General features: G+C 63.8%; 15 protein-coding genes. 13 read left to right on the top strand and 2 right to left on the bottom strand.

What is annotated here, in order from left to right; translation table 11 throughout:
• Nucleotides 1–89: 89 nt before the first annotated feature.
• From AB6O04_RS06150 to AB6O04_RS06090, 13 genes are read left to right on the top strand one after another with little or no spacing between them, the layout of a single operon-like run.
• Nucleotides 90–1,625 (top strand): pilus assembly protein TadG-related protein, encoded by a 1,536-nt coding sequence (locus tag AB6O04_RS06150; RefSeq protein ID WP_368562955.1) that lies wholly within the window; start codon nucleotides 90–92, stop codon nucleotides 1,623–1,625.
• Nucleotides 1,625–2,449, top strand: a complete 825-nt coding sequence (locus AB6O04_RS06145; protein WP_368562954.1) for a hypothetical protein — start codon at nucleotides 1,625–1,627, stop codon at nucleotides 2,447–2,449. The genes AB6O04_RS06150 and AB6O04_RS06145 overlap by 1 nt, the downstream gene beginning before the upstream one ends.
• Nucleotides 2,446–3,330, top strand: coding sequence for a hypothetical protein (locus tag AB6O04_RS06140; protein ID WP_368562953.1), 885 nt, complete (start codon nucleotides 2,446–2,448; stop codon nucleotides 3,328–3,330). Before AB6O04_RS06145 ends, AB6O04_RS06140 begins: the two co-directional genes overlap by 4 nt.
• Nucleotides 3,314–3,973: a hypothetical protein gene (locus tag AB6O04_RS06135; RefSeq protein ID WP_368562952.1), complete on the top strand. Its 660-nt coding sequence runs from the start codon at nucleotides 3,314–3,316 to the stop codon at nucleotides 3,971–3,973. Before AB6O04_RS06140 ends, AB6O04_RS06135 begins: the two co-directional genes overlap by 17 nt.
• Nucleotides 3,974–3,980: 7 nt before the next feature.
• Nucleotides 3,981–4,172: a hypothetical protein gene (locus AB6O04_RS06130; RefSeq protein WP_368562951.1), complete on the top strand. Its 192-nt coding sequence runs from the start codon at nucleotides 3,981–3,983 to the stop codon at nucleotides 4,170–4,172.
• 13 nt (nucleotides 4,173–4,185) lie between these two features.
• Nucleotides 4,186–4,962, top strand: coding sequence for a Flp pilus assembly protein CpaB (cpaB, locus tag AB6O04_RS06125; protein ID WP_368562950.1), 777 nt, complete (start codon nucleotides 4,186–4,188; stop codon nucleotides 4,960–4,962).
• Between the two features lie 4 nt (nucleotides 4,963–4,966).
• Nucleotides 4,967–6,400, top strand: coding sequence for a type II and III secretion system protein family protein (locus tag AB6O04_RS06120; RefSeq protein ID WP_368562949.1), 1,434 nt, complete (start codon nucleotides 4,967–4,969; stop codon nucleotides 6,398–6,400).
• A 10-nt stretch (nucleotides 6,401–6,410) separates the two neighbouring features.
• On the top strand, nucleotides 6,411–8,114 hold the full coding sequence (locus tag AB6O04_RS06115) for an ATPase, T2SS/T4P/T4SS family (RefSeq protein ID WP_368562948.1): 1,704 nt from the start codon (nucleotides 6,411–6,413) through the stop codon (nucleotides 8,112–8,114).
• Nucleotides 8,111–8,959, top strand: coding sequence for a type II secretion system F family protein (locus tag AB6O04_RS06110; RefSeq protein ID WP_368562947.1), 849 nt, complete (start codon nucleotides 8,111–8,113; stop codon nucleotides 8,957–8,959). Before AB6O04_RS06115 ends, AB6O04_RS06110 begins: the two co-directional genes overlap by 4 nt.
• Nucleotides 8,956–9,846, top strand: a complete 891-nt coding sequence (locus AB6O04_RS06105; RefSeq protein ID WP_368562946.1) for a type II secretion system F family protein — start codon at nucleotides 8,956–8,958, stop codon at nucleotides 9,844–9,846. The genes AB6O04_RS06110 and AB6O04_RS06105 overlap by 4 nt, the downstream gene beginning before the upstream one ends.
• Nucleotides 9,843–10,277, top strand: coding sequence for a DUF192 domain-containing protein (locus tag AB6O04_RS06100; RefSeq protein ID WP_368562945.1), 435 nt, complete (start codon nucleotides 9,843–9,845; stop codon nucleotides 10,275–10,277). The genes AB6O04_RS06105 and AB6O04_RS06100 overlap by 4 nt, the downstream gene beginning before the upstream one ends.
• Complete coding sequence (locus AB6O04_RS06095; RefSeq protein WP_368562944.1) at nucleotides 10,274–10,948, top strand: TadE/TadG family type IV pilus assembly protein; 675 nt, start codon at nucleotides 10,274–10,276, stop codon at nucleotides 10,946–10,948. The genes AB6O04_RS06100 and AB6O04_RS06095 overlap by 4 nt, the downstream gene beginning before the upstream one ends.
• On the top strand, nucleotides 10,923–11,588 hold the full coding sequence (locus AB6O04_RS06090) for a hypothetical protein (RefSeq protein ID WP_368563177.1): 666 nt from the start codon (nucleotides 10,923–10,925) through the stop codon (nucleotides 11,586–11,588). Before AB6O04_RS06095 ends, AB6O04_RS06090 begins: the two co-directional genes overlap by 26 nt.
• 383 nt (nucleotides 11,589–11,971) lie before the next feature.
• Here the strand turns inward: AB6O04_RS06090 and AB6O04_RS06085 are convergent, their stop codons facing one another.
• Nucleotides 11,972–12,784 (bottom strand): TatD family hydrolase, encoded by an 813-nt coding sequence (locus AB6O04_RS06085; protein WP_368562943.1) that lies wholly within the window; start codon nucleotides 12,782–12,784, stop codon nucleotides 11,972–11,974.
• 74 nt (nucleotides 12,785–12,858) lie between these two features.
• The gene (locus AB6O04_RS06080) at nucleotides 12,859–14,616 is read right to left on the bottom strand and encodes an endonuclease (RefSeq protein ID WP_368562942.1); all 1,758 of its coding nucleotides are present in this window, start codon (nucleotides 14,614–14,616) and stop codon (nucleotides 12,859–12,861) included.
• Between the last annotated feature and the right edge of the window lie 22 nt (nucleotides 14,617–14,638).

Genomic DNA, 14,638 nt, shown 5'->3' with positions numbered 1-14,638 from the left:
TCGCGCGCAGCGGCCCTTGAATATCTCTATACAGCGCTGTCGATGCCTGATCCAGGCATTGGCGGGCGGGTGTGGGCATGGGGTGCGGAATGCGTACACAGTTTGCCGAAACAAGATTCAGGCGTCAGCTGCGCCCGGTCGCTCGCGGCGCAGCGGCAGGTCAGGCGATGGTGCTTGGCCTGGTGTTGATATTGGTGCTGTGCGTGGGCGTGGTGGTGTTGTTCGATACCGGCCAGGTCGTCAACAAGAAAGTGCAATTGACCAACGCATCGGACGCGGCCGCGTACAGCGTCGCCGCTCAGCAGGCGCGCGCGTTTAATTTCGCGGCATACATGAATCGTGGAAGGGTGGCCAACGAGGTGACCATTGCGCAGACCATCAGTGTGTATTCCTGGATGAACCAGATGCACACCACCAGCATCACCATGCGTACGGCGATGGATGTGCTGTCGGCCATTCCTTACGTGGGCGTCATCTTCAAGGCGCTTAGCGCCGTGTTCAAGGTTGCCGAAAAAGTATTCAAGGCCAGCCGCAAGGCCTACAACCCGGTAGCGCAAGCCAGCGTGCGCGTGCTGGACGAACTCAATGGTGCTTTTGCCATGGCAGCGACTTCGGTTATCGAGGGCGTCGCGAGAATTGATGGCTACAAGACCGCCAACGACGTGGTCAAGGCGAATGTCGCCGACGCCGAAATCGGCGTGGTCGGCAAAGGCGTGCTGGTGGCGCAGCTGTTCGCCGCAGAATCGAAATATCTCGATACCTTTCGGATCCCGCGCAGCGGCAACGGCGGCCCGGCGACCGGATCTACCCAGCAGCGCGCCGGCGCGGATCGTTACCGCAATGTAGTGATGCAGTCGCGCGATGGGTTCAGCAGCGACCGTCACGAAACCGTGGACCTATGGCTGATCAAGTTCACCGCCGCCGGCGGTACCGACCAGGTCGAGTATTCGCGCTGGGCGGCGGTAGATACGATGGGCCTGGAGGTCAACCTGCCCTGGCCGCTGGACGACATCGATATGCCTCTGGGCTGGGGTGGTGCACAAGCGGTGCCGAGTTATCGAAACCAGCGTTTCATGCCTGGATTCGCCAACGGGCGGGGCTGGTACTCCGAATACGACAGAGTGCGCAATGGGCCTTACGGTGATTCCGCGCGCAAGAACCGCTGGCCGTCGCGGATGGTGGATGGCGACGCTAACGTCGCCCTCGATGGCGGCCAGCACAAGAAGGCGTACTTCACCGGCTACAACGGATTGCGCAACTACCACGACGTGAAAAAAGGCAAGGCCACCGATCCGGACGGCGGCGAGAACGCCGGCCCGATCTTCACCGTGTACGCCGACACCGCTATCGCCAATGCACGCACCAGCAGCAGCACCGGCATCGGCGCGCCGGCCGGTTCGCGCATGGCGCTGCAGGACAAGGCGCAGAACAACAAACTCGCCGCGCTGTCGTCGGCGCAGGTCTATTTCAACCGGCCGCCGAACTACGACCTGTTCCGCCGCAAGAAGGACGACAAGTTGGAAATGGGCAATCTGTTCAGTCCTTACTGGCAGGCGCGGCTGGTGGATACGCCGACAGCGACCAAGACTGCATTGCTGGCGGCGGGCGCCGCAGGGTTCAACTGATGCGCACATCACGACCGCTCTTGCTGCGCGCGTTACCGGCACCGGTCCTGTTGCTGCTGACCGCCTGCGGCGCTTCCTCGGCAGAGGGGGCGAAGGATGCGGACGCCACCGACGACGCGTCGGCGAAGATGCCGCCGATACACGTCAGCCAGATCGTCGAACTGCTGAGCGAAGGCGAGAACGGTAGGCGCACCGCCTATCTGCAGGCCTTGGACGCCTGCCAGGCCGCCGGCCTGGCGACCACACCGCTCGCCGAAGAGGATGTGGCGAAAGTCGGACAAACGCGATATCAGCTTTGGATGGATGCCCAACGTGAGGTGATCCGACAGGAAAGCTGGGATGCGACGCTCAAAGGCCCCGACGGCACCTGCCATTTCCAGCTGGGCTACGACGGCTCGCAGGAAACGATGGATGCAAAGCGCTACGTGCAGGTGGATCTTGCAACCGGCGAGAAGGTCGAAGAACCTTCGAGCGCGGAAGCGATATCTCATTTCGCTGCTGATCCCTCCGAAGACATCGCGCCGCCGGGCGTCAGCGGCCCGGTGCGCCGCCAGGTTGCGGGCCAGCCCTGCAACGAGTGGACTTCGCAAAGCGTGGGCAATCGCCAATGCGTGTGGTCGGCGGGCGCGCCATGGGGCTTCACGCCGGGCGCGCAGAACGATGAGTATCGGCCCAGCCGCGAGTTGATCGTGCTCGAGCAGGCGCCTATCTCGGGCAATGGCTACCGCGTGACCACCGAGACCATGACAGTCGGCGCGGCGTTCGACCAGGAATCGTTGCGGCCCGAACGGGCCCGCATCGCCGCCGCAGGAGCGAAGCCATGAACGCGAGAATCATCAGTGCTCGGAGAGTGCGCGATCGAAGCATGCAGGATCGAAGCGCGCACGGTCGAACCCGGCCGTTCGCGGGTATGGCCCGGCAGCGCGGCCAGAGCCTGATGGAAGTAGCAGTGCTGTGCGCGGTACTGGTGCCGCTGTTCCTGCTGGTGCCGATCCTGGGCAAGTACATCCACATTCGCCAAGCGACTCATCAAGCAGCGCGGGCGGCGGCCTGGCAGGCGACGGTATCGCCGGACTACGCGATACCCAACACCACCGAGATGCGCAACCTCACCATCGACCGGCATTTCGCCACGAGCGATGCGCCGATCCGCAGCCGTGCCTCGACCGGCAACGCCAATCAGCGCCTGGACAATCCGCTGCTTAACACCTTCTCCAACCAGCCGCTGATGGAACGCGGCGACGTCAGGGTCAATGCGTACAAGAACGCGAGCGCCCCCGGCATGCTCGGCAATGTGGCTGGACTGATCGGCAAGATACCCGGCGATTTCCCACCCAACGAAAAAGGCCTGGTGACGTCCAACCTCAACGTCAACATCCAGGACATCCGCCTGGCCAATGGTTCCGCTGCCGCGTTCCTGGAACCTTTCGATACTCTTGGCCTGCGCATGCAGGCCAGCAACACGCTGCTAGCCGATCCGTGGAATGCCTCCGGCGCCGGCGAGGGCAACCGGCCGCATCGGCGGACCGTGCTGGCGCAGGTACGCGGATTGGTGCCGGCCTCTAACCTGAGCAAGGCCGGTAGCGTGCTGGATGGACTGGATGTGATCCCCATGTTTGGCGTGCTGTCCAAGCTGGACCCGGGTTACATCGAACCGGACGTGGTGCCGTACGACAAGCTGGAGACGTATGCGCCGCGTCGTTGAGGTCGCGCTGGCCGCCATGCTGCTCGCCGGTCCGGTCCATGCCGCGGACTGGCCGGACGTGCCGGTGCCGAAGGGCAGCAGCGGCCAATGGGTGACCAAGCACATGATCAACAACGGCCTGCACATGCGGGTCAGCCAACATCGCATGCAGGTCGATCCGCAGGCCTTGGTCGGCTTCTACGAGCGTCAATGGCCTGGAAAGGTCGTAGTCAATGAAGTGGGTGCGAAGACCGTGGTCGGTCACGCGGAAGGCGATCATTTCATCACCATCGAAATTACCCGCGACGGCGCCGGCAGCGAAGCGCAGATCGGCATCATGAAAATGCCCAAGGAAAAGCCGCGCCAAGCGATGGGGGCCGGTTTCCTGAAGCCGGCCGGCGCCCAGGTGCTCAACGATATCCAGTACCTGGACAACCCGGGGCGCACCTTGTCGCTGCAGACCGCGCTGTCGCCGCAGCAGAGCGAGGCGTTTTATCGCGGCCGCCTGCCCGCGCAGGGCTGGAAGCTGGAACGCAGCCAACCCTGCGGCAGCACCGCCACCAGTTGCATGGCCAGCTATACCAAGGCCGATCAGCAGATGCAGCTGGTGTTCAACCGCGGCGGCGGCGGCACCTCGATCGTCGCCAACCAGATCCAACAGTAGGAACGCTATGAACGCATCCCGCACTCAGCTTCTCTCGCCACGGCGACAGCAAGGCGCGGCGCTCATCGAGTACAGCATCGTCACCATGCTCGGAGTGATCGTGCTGATCGCGCAGCCCAACATCATCATGGAATTGATCGGGGCGCTGCGCAAAGCCTATTCGAGTTTCACCTACGCCATGTCGCTCGGCTGGTTATGAAAAGGAAGCCATCTTGAAACCCAATCGGAACCTGATATTCATCGTGGTCGCACTCGCGCTGGGTGGGCTGGCAGCCGTGGTCGCGGTGCGCTACGTGCAGAATGAAGTGGCAGCGCGGACCAAGGACACCGGCGAGACCGTCACCGTCGCGGTGCCTAAACAGGACATGGAGCCCGGCGTGGTCGTCAGCGAAGGCGACCTGGCCGCACGCGAGGTACCGGTGGACCTGGTCCCCGCCGATGCGGTGACCCCGGACAATCACAATGAATATGTCGGCCGCATCCTGCGCGCGCCGGTGCGCGAAGGCGCACCGCTGGCCGCCAGTGCGCTGGTGCCGCTATACGACCAGTTCTCGCGGGTGATCAAGGCCGGCAACGTCGGCTACACCCTGGAAGTGGACGAGACCAACTCGATCTCCGGCATGATCGCCCCCGGCGACCATGTCGACATCCTGTTGGCGGTGGAGCAGGACCAGGCCGGCACGCGCGTTCTGCCGCTGCTGGAGGACGTCAACGTGCTGGCCACCGGCAACCGTGTCGGCGACGCCCCGATGGCCGAGGACACGCAGGGCTTTTCGAATATCACCTTGGAACTGTCGCCGCAGCAGGCCGAGCGCCTGACCGTCGCCAACAAGGCCGGCAGCCTGCGGGTGATGCTGCGCCAGTTAGAAGACCGGGATCCGTTCAATCTCGACGGGCTGACCCAAAAGGAACTGCTGCGAACCTCGCGCGGCAGCCAAGGACGCACCGGCGACAGCGGTGTCGAGTTCATCATCGGCGGCAAGGGTTGAATGCATGCTAAGCACTAACTGGTTCGGCTCGATCGCGGGCCGCAGCCTGCTCTGTATGGGCATGGTTTTATTTTCGGCCAGCCTGCACGCACAGAAACAGACGCAGGAGCCACCGCCGATAATCGAAGAGGTCCAGTCGCCGCCAACCGTCGCCGCGATGGCCAGCCTTGCGCTACACCCCGCGACCGCCGCGCAGATCACGCCGCTGCCATCGCAGATCAACCTGTATATGGGCCAGGCGGTGGTCCATCGGGTCAACGCGGGCTTGAAACGGATTGCCGTAGGCAGTGGCGAAGTGGTGGAGGTGAAGAACCTCGGCCGCCGCGAATTGGTGATCATCGGCAGCAAGCCCGGCGATACCTCCATCCACTTCTGGATGCAGGACGGCAGCCAGCTGGATGTGCCGGTGCATGTGCGGGCCGGCAACGCCGGCAATCTGGCCGACACCGTGAGGACGTTGATGGCCGATGTGCCCGGACTGCAGGTGCACGCGGTGGGCGACCATGTGGTGATGACCGGCAAGGAACTGAGCGGCGACGTCGCCGGGCGGATCGGCGCGCTGCAGAAGGTCTATCCGCAGGTGCTCAACTTCACCAGCACCGATCCGGTCGGAATGCGGCAGATGGTGCTGATCGATGTGCAGATCATGGAGTTCAACCGCAATTCGCTGGAAGAACTGGGCATCCGCTGGGATAGCGTGATCGATGGCCCGACCGGCGGATTGATCAAGGACTTCACCACCAACGACTACTTCCGCACCCTGCCTGAAGGCAGCCCGTTCGACGACCTCGATCTGCCGACCCGGATTTCCGGCACCCAGGCCTACTTCGGGATCGCGACCTCGATCGCCTCGCGGATCAACCTGCTCAAGAACCAGGGCAAGGCGTTCCTGCTGGCGTCGCCGCAGCTCAGCGCGCGCAGCGGCGGCGAAGCGAAGTTCCTGGTCGGTGGCGAGGTTCCAATCCCGGTGTCCTCGCTGTTCGGCCAGACCCAGGTGGAATTCAAGGAGTACGGCATCAGGTTGAACATCGAACCGCTGGTCAACGCCAACAACGAGATATCCACTCGCTTCATGGCCGAGGTCAGCCGGGTCGATCCTTCGGTCAGCGTGGATGGCATACCGGGGTTCATAACCCGCCGTTCCGAATCGGAAATCAATGTCCGTAGCGGGCAGACCATCGTGGTTTCCGGCCTGGTCGACTCAAGCGCGGCGAAGACCGCCGACAAGTTCCCGGTGCTGGGCGAAATCCCCATCCTGGGCCGGCTGTTCCGTTCCGACGGTTTCCGCGGCAACCGTACCGACCTGGTGGTCTTCCTGACTCCGCGCGTGATCACCCCGACTTCGCCGGAAAACCAGGAAGCGATTCGCAAGGGCGAACAGATCCGCGAGCAGGCGAGCGATACGTTGCGCAAACGCGATCAGGATCTGGTCCATTGAGTGCCATGCCATGTTCAATATTCTGATCGACACCCCCAACCGTGATCAGCGCCGTGTGCGCTGCCTGCACCGCGAATGCGGTATCGGCAGAGGCGACGGCAACCTGGTGGTGCTGCAGGGCTGGAGCATCGCCCAGCGCCACGCCATGCTCAAGCGCGAGAGCGGCGGCATCTTCATCGAGTCTTATGGCGGACGCGCCGCGGTGCTGGTCAATGGCGAGCGGGTGACCGGCACGCATGGTCCGTTGAGCAGCAAGGACCGGCTGGAGATCGGCGAATACAAGTTGCAGGTGATCGGCGACGACGCGCATGAAACAGGAGTGGGCAAGGCGGCGAACGATGCCATCGGCTTCAACTCCGGCGCCGCCGCGAAGGCGGAACCTGCGGTAGCCGCATCGAAGTCTCGTGAACTGGCGACCACCGCCGACCTGCCGCCGGACATGAACGTGTGGCGCGCACGCGTGCACGGTGCATTGGTCAAACAGATGGACCTGCGCCGCGTGGACGTGCGCGGCATGACCGACGATGTACTGCGCGAAACCACCATCAAGCTGATCGAGGAAGTGCTGGACCGTGAGTTCGGCGACCTGCCCAAGACCATCAGCCGCCATCGCCTGGCCAAGGAGGTGCTGGACGAGGCGATCGGCCTGGGTCCATTGGAGGATCTGATCGACGACAACACGGTGACCGAGATCATGGTCAACGCCCACGACCAGATTTTCATCGAACGCGACGGCCGCATTGAGAAGTCTCCGATCTCCTTCACCAGCGATCGTGCGGTGCTTTCGGCTATCGAGCGTATCGTCACGCCGCTGGGAAGGCGCATCGATGAGAGTTCACCGATGGTGGACGCGCGCCTGAAGGATGGTTCGCGCGTCAACGCCATCATCCCACCCATCGCGCTGCGCGGCCCCAGCCTGAGCATCCGCAAGTTCGCCAAGCGCAAACTGATGGGTGAGGACCTGCTGAAGTACGGTTCGCTCAATGAGCAGATGCTGGAATTCCTCACCGTGGCGGTGCGCGAGCGTCGCAATATCGTCGTCAGCGGCGGTACTGGTTCTGGCAAGACCACGCTGCTCAACATCCTGTCCAACTTCATTCCCGAAACTGATCGCATCGTCACTATCGAGGATGCGGCCGAACTCAAGTTGGTGCAGCCCAATCTGGTCTCGCTTGAAGCGCGCCCACCCAACCTGGAGGGCAAGGGCCAGATCACCATCCGCGACCTGGTCCGCAACGCCTTGCGCATGCGCCCGGACCGGATCGTGGTCGGCGAATGCCGTGGCGGCGAAGCGCTGGACATGCTGCAGGCGATGAACACCGGTCACGAGGGATCGCTGACCACCGCCCATGCCAACAACCCGCGCGAGACGCTGTCGCGCCTGGAAGTGATGGTGCTGATGTCGAGCATGGATTTGCCGATGACGGTGGTGCGCGAACAAATCGCCTCGGCGGTGGATCTGATCGTGCACCAGAAGCGCTACCCCTGCGGCTCGCGCAAGGTCAGCCACATCACCGAGGTTACCGGTGTGGAAAGCGGCACCATCCAGCTGCAGGATGTGTTCCTGTTCCGCGCCCGTTCGCAAGGTCGCGATGGTGGCCGGGTGAGCGGCGATTTCGTCGCCACCGGTGCGGTGCCGGAGTTCTACGAGGAGCTGGCCGAACGCGGCGTGCCAGTGGACCTGGCGATCTTCCGCAACGGAGCCAGCGAATGAACGTGTGGATCATCGGCGTGCTGGTGTTCTGCTGCTTCACCGTGTGCGGGCTGCTGATCGCGCGCAGCAGCGCGGCCTTCATGGAACGCTACCGGGAGAACTTCCTGCATCAGGCGCGGATGAACCTCGCCGACATGTTCCTGTTTATCGATCCGCAGATCCTGTTTGTGCTCAATGCCGCGGTATTGATCGCTATCCCGTTGCTGCTGTGGCTGATCAGCGGCAACCTGCTGCTGCCGGCGGTGGCCGTGGTGCTACTGGCGGTGATGCCGCGCAAGATCTATCTATGGTTGAAACAGCGCCGGCTGGACCAGATCCAGCAGCAGCTGCCCGATGGCATGCTGATGCTGGCGGGCAGCCTGCGCGCCGGCGTGGGCTTCAACCCCGCGTTGGAAGCGCTGGCGCAGGACGGACAGCCGCCGTTGGCGCAGGAGCTGGCGCTGGTCCTGCGTGAGCAGCACATGGGCGTGCGTACCGAGCAGGCTCTGGAAAATTTTGCCGCGCGCGTTCCTATCGTCGACGCCAAACTGTTCGTTTCGGCGGTGAGCATCTCGCGCGAAGTCGGCGGCAACCTGGCCGAAAGCCTGGCCACGCTGGCCGATACCCTGCGGCGGCGATTGATCATGGAGGGCAAGGTCAAGGCGTTGACTGCGCAGGGCCGGCTGCAGGGCATCGTCATGGCGATGCTTCCGGCTGGACTGGTGATGTTCCTGGTGCTGGCGTATCCGGAAACCATGCGGCCGATGTTTCACACGTGGCTGGGATGGTTGGTGATCGCGGTGATCGCGGTACTGGAGTACCTGGGTTATCGCATGTGCCGAAAAATCATGACGATCGACATATGAACTGGCTACTGATCCTGGTCGCACTCTCGGCAATGGCCGCCGTCGGCCTGGCGATGTACGGCATGCGGGGGTTGCTGCAGGCGGTGCCGCAGGGCGACCGCAACTATCAGGATCCGCTGCCCACCGCGCTGCGCCTGCTGTGGCCGCTGGTCACCGCGGTGACCTACGTGGCCGCGCCGCGGCTGAAGTCCGCGCAACTGGAAAAATCCCACCGCGCGCTGCAGTCGGCCGGCCAGGATTTCGTGCTGACCGCGGAAGAGCTGTACGGCCTGCGCATCGTCGCCGCGGGCGCGGTGAGTACGGTGTTCCTGTTGCTGGTGATGATGCTGGGGAAGATGAGCGCCTCCGCGCTGCTGTGGTGTCTGCTGTTCGGCATTCCATTGGGATGGATGTATCCATCGCTGTGGCTGGGCGAGCGACGCAAGCTGCGCAGCAAGCGGGTCATCCGCGATCTACCGGTGTTCCTGGACTTCATCACCATGGCGGTGGAAGCCGGCCTGAACATCACCGGTGCGATCGAGCAAGCGGTGCAGAAGGGACCGCCCGGCCCGCTGTCGCAGGAGTTCTCACGCATGTTGCGCGATCTGCGCGCGGGCCTGCCGCGCGCCGAGTCGCTGCGGCGCATGGCCGAGCGCATGGACATTTCGCAGATATCCAACTTCACCAGCGCACTGATCCAGGCCGACCGGGTTGGCGCCAGTCTCAGCGACACCCTGCGCGCGCAAGCCATGCAGCGGCGCGAGGAGCGCTTCCTGCGCGCGGAAAAACTGGCGCTGGAGGCACCGGTGAAGATGATGCTGCCGCTGGTGATGTTCTTCTTCCCCCTGATCTTCGTGGTGCTGGCTTACTTCATCTATCTGCAGATGAAGCAGGAGGGCATCTTGTGAAAGCTGGCGCGCTCTACCGCGGCGACGATTGCGTGGTGGCGCGGGTGTGGCGTGCCGACAATGCGTTTACCCGCCTGCGCGGTTTGTTGGCGCGGCCCGCGCTGGCGGCGGGCGAGGGCCTGCTGCTGATCCCGTGCGGCAGCGTACATACGCTGGGCATGGGCTATGCGCTGGATCTGGTGTTCTTGTCCAAGCAAGGTGAAGTGCTGGGCTGGCGTGCCGGCGTCCGTCCATGGCGGACAGCGGGACACCGTGGCGCATACGCCACTCTGGAACTTGCCGTAGGCGGATTGGAAGCACTGCTTCCAGTGCGCGGTGAACTATTGCTTTGGCGGCCTGCGCCCGCCGACATCGCATCGGCCAACGGCATGTCAGTCGACAGCATGCCTCTCGGCTCACGGCTGCCACAAGGCCAACGGAGGACGTCATGAAACAGCCGGTTTCGATTCATCGCCGCCAGCGTGGGCAATCGTTGGTGGAGTTCTGCGTCGTGGTGCCCACCTTCCTGTTCCTGTTGTTGGTGACCTTGCAGTTCATACTGATCTACCGGGCCAAGAGTGCCTTGGACTACGCCACGTTCCAGGCGGCGCGCGCTGGTGCAGTCAGCGGAGTGGACAAAGGGGAGATGCAATATGCACTCGCTGGTGGCCTCACACCATTGTTCGTGACCTCTCCCGATATAGTGGAAGTCGGAAAGAAAATGGCGTGGGTGCGCGCTACAGAAGTGCAGGTGTTTTCCAGAATTGACGTGATATCGCCCACGCGGGCAGCCTTCAACGAGTACCGCGAGCGACAGTACGACGGGCGTTATGCACTGCCCAATGACAGCCTGGCCTTCCGTCGGGCAGGAGTTGGCGCTAGCGGAGTAAATGTGCAGGACGCCAACATCCTCAAGATCAAGGTCACTTACAACTATCCACTGATCGTACCGTTTGCTGACTTCGTCATCGTGGGTTTGTCAGATTTGGTTAGCGGCGGCGAGAGTTATCGTCCAGCACTGATGATGTTCCCGGTCGGCGACCACCGGCGTTTGCCACTGGAATCCTCTGCCGTCGTGCGCATGCAGTCCCCGATCTATGAAAGCTCCAGACTGGCTCGCTAGGCGCATGTCGGCGCGGCGGCAGCGCAGCTGGCTATTGCTAGTGATGTTGGCCACTGGCGGTGCGGTTGCGGAAGATCAGGCGCCGACCGCGTCCGAACCCCCGCAAGCCGTCGTGCATGCCATCGCCGAAGGCTATGGACCGGTCGCCGCGCGGGGCGATACCAGCATGCCGCTGACCCTGCGCCTGCGTGGCGACGCCGCCCGCATCGAATTCAGCGACCCCAAGGGTCGCGATGCCTATCTGCTGGTGTCCGGGCCCGCCCGCGAAGGCTGGCTGGTCAGCGTGCCCGGCAATGTGGCCATGCCGCTGCCGCGCGCCGGCACCGCGTTCTGGTTCGACCCGGAAGCGCCTTGCGACACCCTGCACGCCACCTGTTCACCGGCGCCCGGCGAAGTCATCGCCGGACGCGCCGCACGCGGCTGGCGCTATCGCAATGCGGCCGGGCGCGGACCGGACGGCACCGACAGCGGCACCCTGTGGATCGACGCCGCCACCGGTTTGCTGTTGGGCTACCGCGGCAAGCTGGCCGGTCGCGACGAAGCGCGTTCGCTGCGCGTTGTCTCGGTGACCTACGCGCCGGTACCCGCGGATATTTTCGAAAGGCCGCAAAACCTGCAGGAGTTGCAGACGGATCGGTGAGCGGTTTGTAGAGCGAGCTGCGCCGGGCGCTTCTTGTAGAGCCGAGCTTGCTCGGCTGAGTGTCTCCGAAGTCGCTGCATGATGAGGCCGGACGGCAAAAGCAGCGGAGCAAGCTCCGCTCTACGAGAAGCGGCGGCCCATCAACCTACGGTGGACAAACCGAAAAACTCACGCACGGTATCCGCGGTGATCTTTGCGGTCGCTTCCACCTCTTCGCCACGATCCCGCGCCAGCTCTTCGACAATATGCGCCAGGTACATCGGCTCGTTGCGGCGGTGCGAAGGTTCGCTTTGTGTAGAGCGGAGCTTGCTCCGCTGCTCTTCGTTCGCGCGCGAGGGAAAAAGCAAAAGCAGCGGAGCAAGCTCCGCTCTACCAGGATCTCGTCAATCGGCTTCGGGCAAGCCAAAAAACTCGCGCGCGGTGTTGGTGGTGGCCCTGGCGGTCGTTTCCACCTCTTCGCCGCGGTCGCGCGCCAATTCTTCGACGATATGGGCCAGGTACATCGGCTCATTGCGGCGGTGCGAGGGTTGCGGTTTGACGGTGCGCGGCAACAGATAGGGCGCGTCGGTTTCGATCATCAGGCGATTCGCGGGGATGTTCTTCACCAGTTCGCGCAGGTGCAGGCCGCGGCGTTCGTCGCAAAGCCAACCGGTGATGCCGATGTGCCAGTCCTGGTCCAGGTAATCGAAGAGTTCCTCGCGGGTGCCGGTGAAGCAATGCACCACCGCGGGCCCCAGCCTGCCGGCGAAGTTCTTCATCACCGCCATGAAATCCGCATGCGCATCGCGCTGGTGCAGGAACAGCGGTTTGCCGACGCCTCCCACCGATAGGTCCACCGCGGTCTGCAGCTGGCGTTCGAAGGCCTTGCGTTGCGCCGGACGTGGCGAGAAATCGCGGAAGTAGTCCAGGCCGCATTCGCCCACCGCCACCACTTGGGGATGCGCGTGCAGTGCACGCATCTCGGCATCGCATTCGTCGGAGTATTCGGTCGCGTGATGCGGGTGCACGCCGGCGGTGGCGAACAACTCACCCGGATGCGCCTGGGCCAAGGCAAGTGCTTGTGGCGAATGTTCGCGGCTGGCGCCGGTGATGACCATCTGCACCACGCCCGCATCGCGCGCGCGTTGCAGCACCGCGTCGCGGTCGTGATCGAAACTGTCGTGGGTGAGGTTGGCGCCGATATCGATAAGTTGCATGGCGCAAGTTTAGCAATGTGCGCAAGCACGGCCGCGGCGCCGGCGTGGTATCCGCCGGCGTCGCGCGTGAGTGGTCAGTTCAATTGGCAGGATGCAGGCTTGTTCGAAGTGAATAGCGCCGAGGTCGCCCATTCCGGATGGTCGATAAAGGGATTGCGATTGCCCTGGAAGCTGTAGATCACCTCATTGCGTTCGCGCTCGGCCGCATCCGGCGGATCGGCCTGATGCCAGGCCACCAGCGTGGAGAGCAGGCCCATGTAGGCGGGCGAGGCGGAGGTGATGACGATCTGGCTGCGGTTGTCGGTGAGCTCGAGGTCCGGTTCGGACTGGCCGTTGCCAGGATGGGCGCCGCCTTCGTAGCGGATCGCCATGTACATCACCGCGCGGGCGATATCGCCGCGACGATGGCCCCAGACTTCGAACGAACCGCTGTTGCCGTCCGGGCCCTTGAACCAGTTGCCGTTGCCGGGATAGGTTCCGCTGCCGCCGCCAAAGCCGTTGTTCGCTTCGGTGGCGCGTTCGCTACAACCGGAGGACTGCGTGCAGGCCGCGTATGGCTTGTTGCCGCGGTCGGCGTTGTAGCCGGTGTCGCTCAGGTACAGCATGTGGGTGTCGGTGTGCGGCGCGTACGGCAGGCCCAGGTCGCCGGTGGCGCTGCCGAATCCGAGCGATTTGGGCCAGGTGTGCTCACGGTTGTAGGTGATGCCGGTGCCGGTGCCCGCGCGTTGGCTGCCTTTGGCGTAGCTGCGGTTGCGGTAGACATCGAGAATGCGGCCGGCGTTGTTGGGATCCTCGTCGGCGATTTCCAGAATGGTCCAGGTGTTGGTGGTGCCGCCGCTATACGGATACGCGGTGTGGCCCTTGATGGTGGCGTGCAGCGAGCAACGCAGCTGCGACGCACTGCTGGTGTTGACGCGCGAGTAGTAATCACCGCGGCCGCCGCCATCGGCGACGCTGAAATCGATCGCCGTGTCCTGTACCGGATGCGCGCCGCCGGTGTCGGAGACCTTGCTGGCCACCACGCGGAACGTGCAGCTTTCGCCGGCGTGCAACGCGGTGTTGGTGGAAACCAGGAAGCCGCTGCCGGAGCTGGCGTGCGTCAGCGGCACATTGGCTGACGTGGCGCACACCAGGGTGAGCGCGCCACTGGCGAGGCTCACCGATTCGCTGAAGCTCGCCGAAAGATCGCCAGCGGCGGGAAAATCGCCAGCGCCCTGGATTGGCGTCGTGGCCGTCACGGTAGGCGGCACATTGGGAGTGGAGAAGCTCTGGCTGTTGTTGCAGCCGCCGAAGGTCTGGGTGGCGGAGCTGCGCCAGGTGAAGTTGGCCAGGCTGCCGCTGCCGCCTAGTTGCAGCGACGTGCCGGCGGTGGTGCTGCCGGTTTCCGACACTGGCAGATTGCTGCTGGTGCGGCCCGCGGCGGGGCCGTTGCTGGCGGTGATGGCGCCTTCGTAGCTCAGGAACTGAACCACGTTGCCGCTGCCATCGACCAGGGCCATGCCGTCGTTAGCGCCGTTCTGGATGCCGTTGGTGGGATAGCTGAGCGTGGCGATGCGCACGCTGCCGCCACAACTCACCAGGCTGCCGGCGGGCACCAGGTCGTTGTCGTAGGTGGTGGCCGCGCTCGGTGTGGAACCGTTGTACAGATAGATGCGGTAGCTGCCGAGGCTTTCGCCGGCGGTGGCGACCACCTCGATGCGTTCACCCACGTCGCCGCTGGAGGTGGCGTCGTCGTAGTGCAATTCGTTGATGAAGACTTCGGCCTGGGCATAGCTGCACAGCGGCAACAGGGCCAAGCCAAGCAGGCGGAAAAACGCATGTGCTGGCGACATCGGCGAATCCTTTCCGGAAGGG

This window comes from Pseudoxanthomonas sp. UTMC 1351, assembly GCF_040948865.1.
Classification (GTDB): domain Bacteria; phylum Pseudomonadota; class Gammaproteobacteria; order Xanthomonadales; family Xanthomonadaceae; genus Pseudoxanthomonas_A.
This window is presented reverse-complemented; position numbering and strand designations above follow the sequence as displayed.

What these genes read in the sequence shown, in the direction of transcription:
- AB6O04_RS06150 (WP_368562955.1), top strand. Translation starts at nt 90, where the DNA reads ATGCGTACACAGTTTGCCGAAACAAGATTCAGGCGTCAGCTGCGCCCG.
- AB6O04_RS06145 (WP_368562954.1), top strand. Translation starts at nt 1,625, where the DNA reads ATGCGCACATCACGACCGCTCTTGCTGCGCGCGTTACCGGCACCGGTC.
- AB6O04_RS06140 (WP_368562953.1), top strand. Translation starts at nt 2,446, where the DNA reads ATGAACGCGAGAATCATCAGTGCTCGGAGAGTGCGCGATCGAAGCATG.
- AB6O04_RS06135 (WP_368562952.1), top strand. Translation starts at nt 3,314, where the DNA reads ATGCGCCGCGTCGTTGAGGTCGCGCTGGCCGCCATGCTGCTCGCCGGT.
- AB6O04_RS06130 (WP_368562951.1), top strand. Translation starts at nt 3,981, where the DNA reads ATGAACGCATCCCGCACTCAGCTTCTCTCGCCACGGCGACAGCAAGGC.
- AB6O04_RS06120 (WP_368562949.1), top strand. Translation starts at nt 4,967, where the DNA reads ATGCTAAGCACTAACTGGTTCGGCTCGATCGCGGGCCGCAGCCTGCTC.
- AB6O04_RS06115 (WP_368562948.1), top strand. Translation starts at nt 6,411, where the DNA reads ATGTTCAATATTCTGATCGACACCCCCAACCGTGATCAGCGCCGTGTG.
- AB6O04_RS06110 (WP_368562947.1), top strand. Translation starts at nt 8,111, where the DNA reads ATGAACGTGTGGATCATCGGCGTGCTGGTGTTCTGCTGCTTCACCGTG.
- AB6O04_RS06105 (WP_368562946.1), top strand. Translation starts at nt 8,956, where the DNA reads ATGAACTGGCTACTGATCCTGGTCGCACTCTCGGCAATGGCCGCCGTC.
- AB6O04_RS06095 (WP_368562944.1), top strand. Translation starts at nt 10,274, where the DNA reads ATGAAACAGCCGGTTTCGATTCATCGCCGCCAGCGTGGGCAATCGTTG.
- AB6O04_RS06090 (WP_368563177.1), top strand. Translation starts at nt 10,923, where the DNA reads ATGAAAGCTCCAGACTGGCTCGCTAGGCGCATGTCGGCGCGGCGGCAG.
- AB6O04_RS06085 (WP_368562943.1), bottom strand. Translation starts at nt 12,784, where the DNA reads ATGCAACTTATCGATATCGGCGCCAACCTCACCCACGACAGTTTCGAT.
- AB6O04_RS06080 (WP_368562942.1), bottom strand. Translation starts at nt 14,616, where the DNA reads ATGTCGCCAGCACATGCGTTTTTCCGCCTGCTTGGCTTGGCCCTGTTG.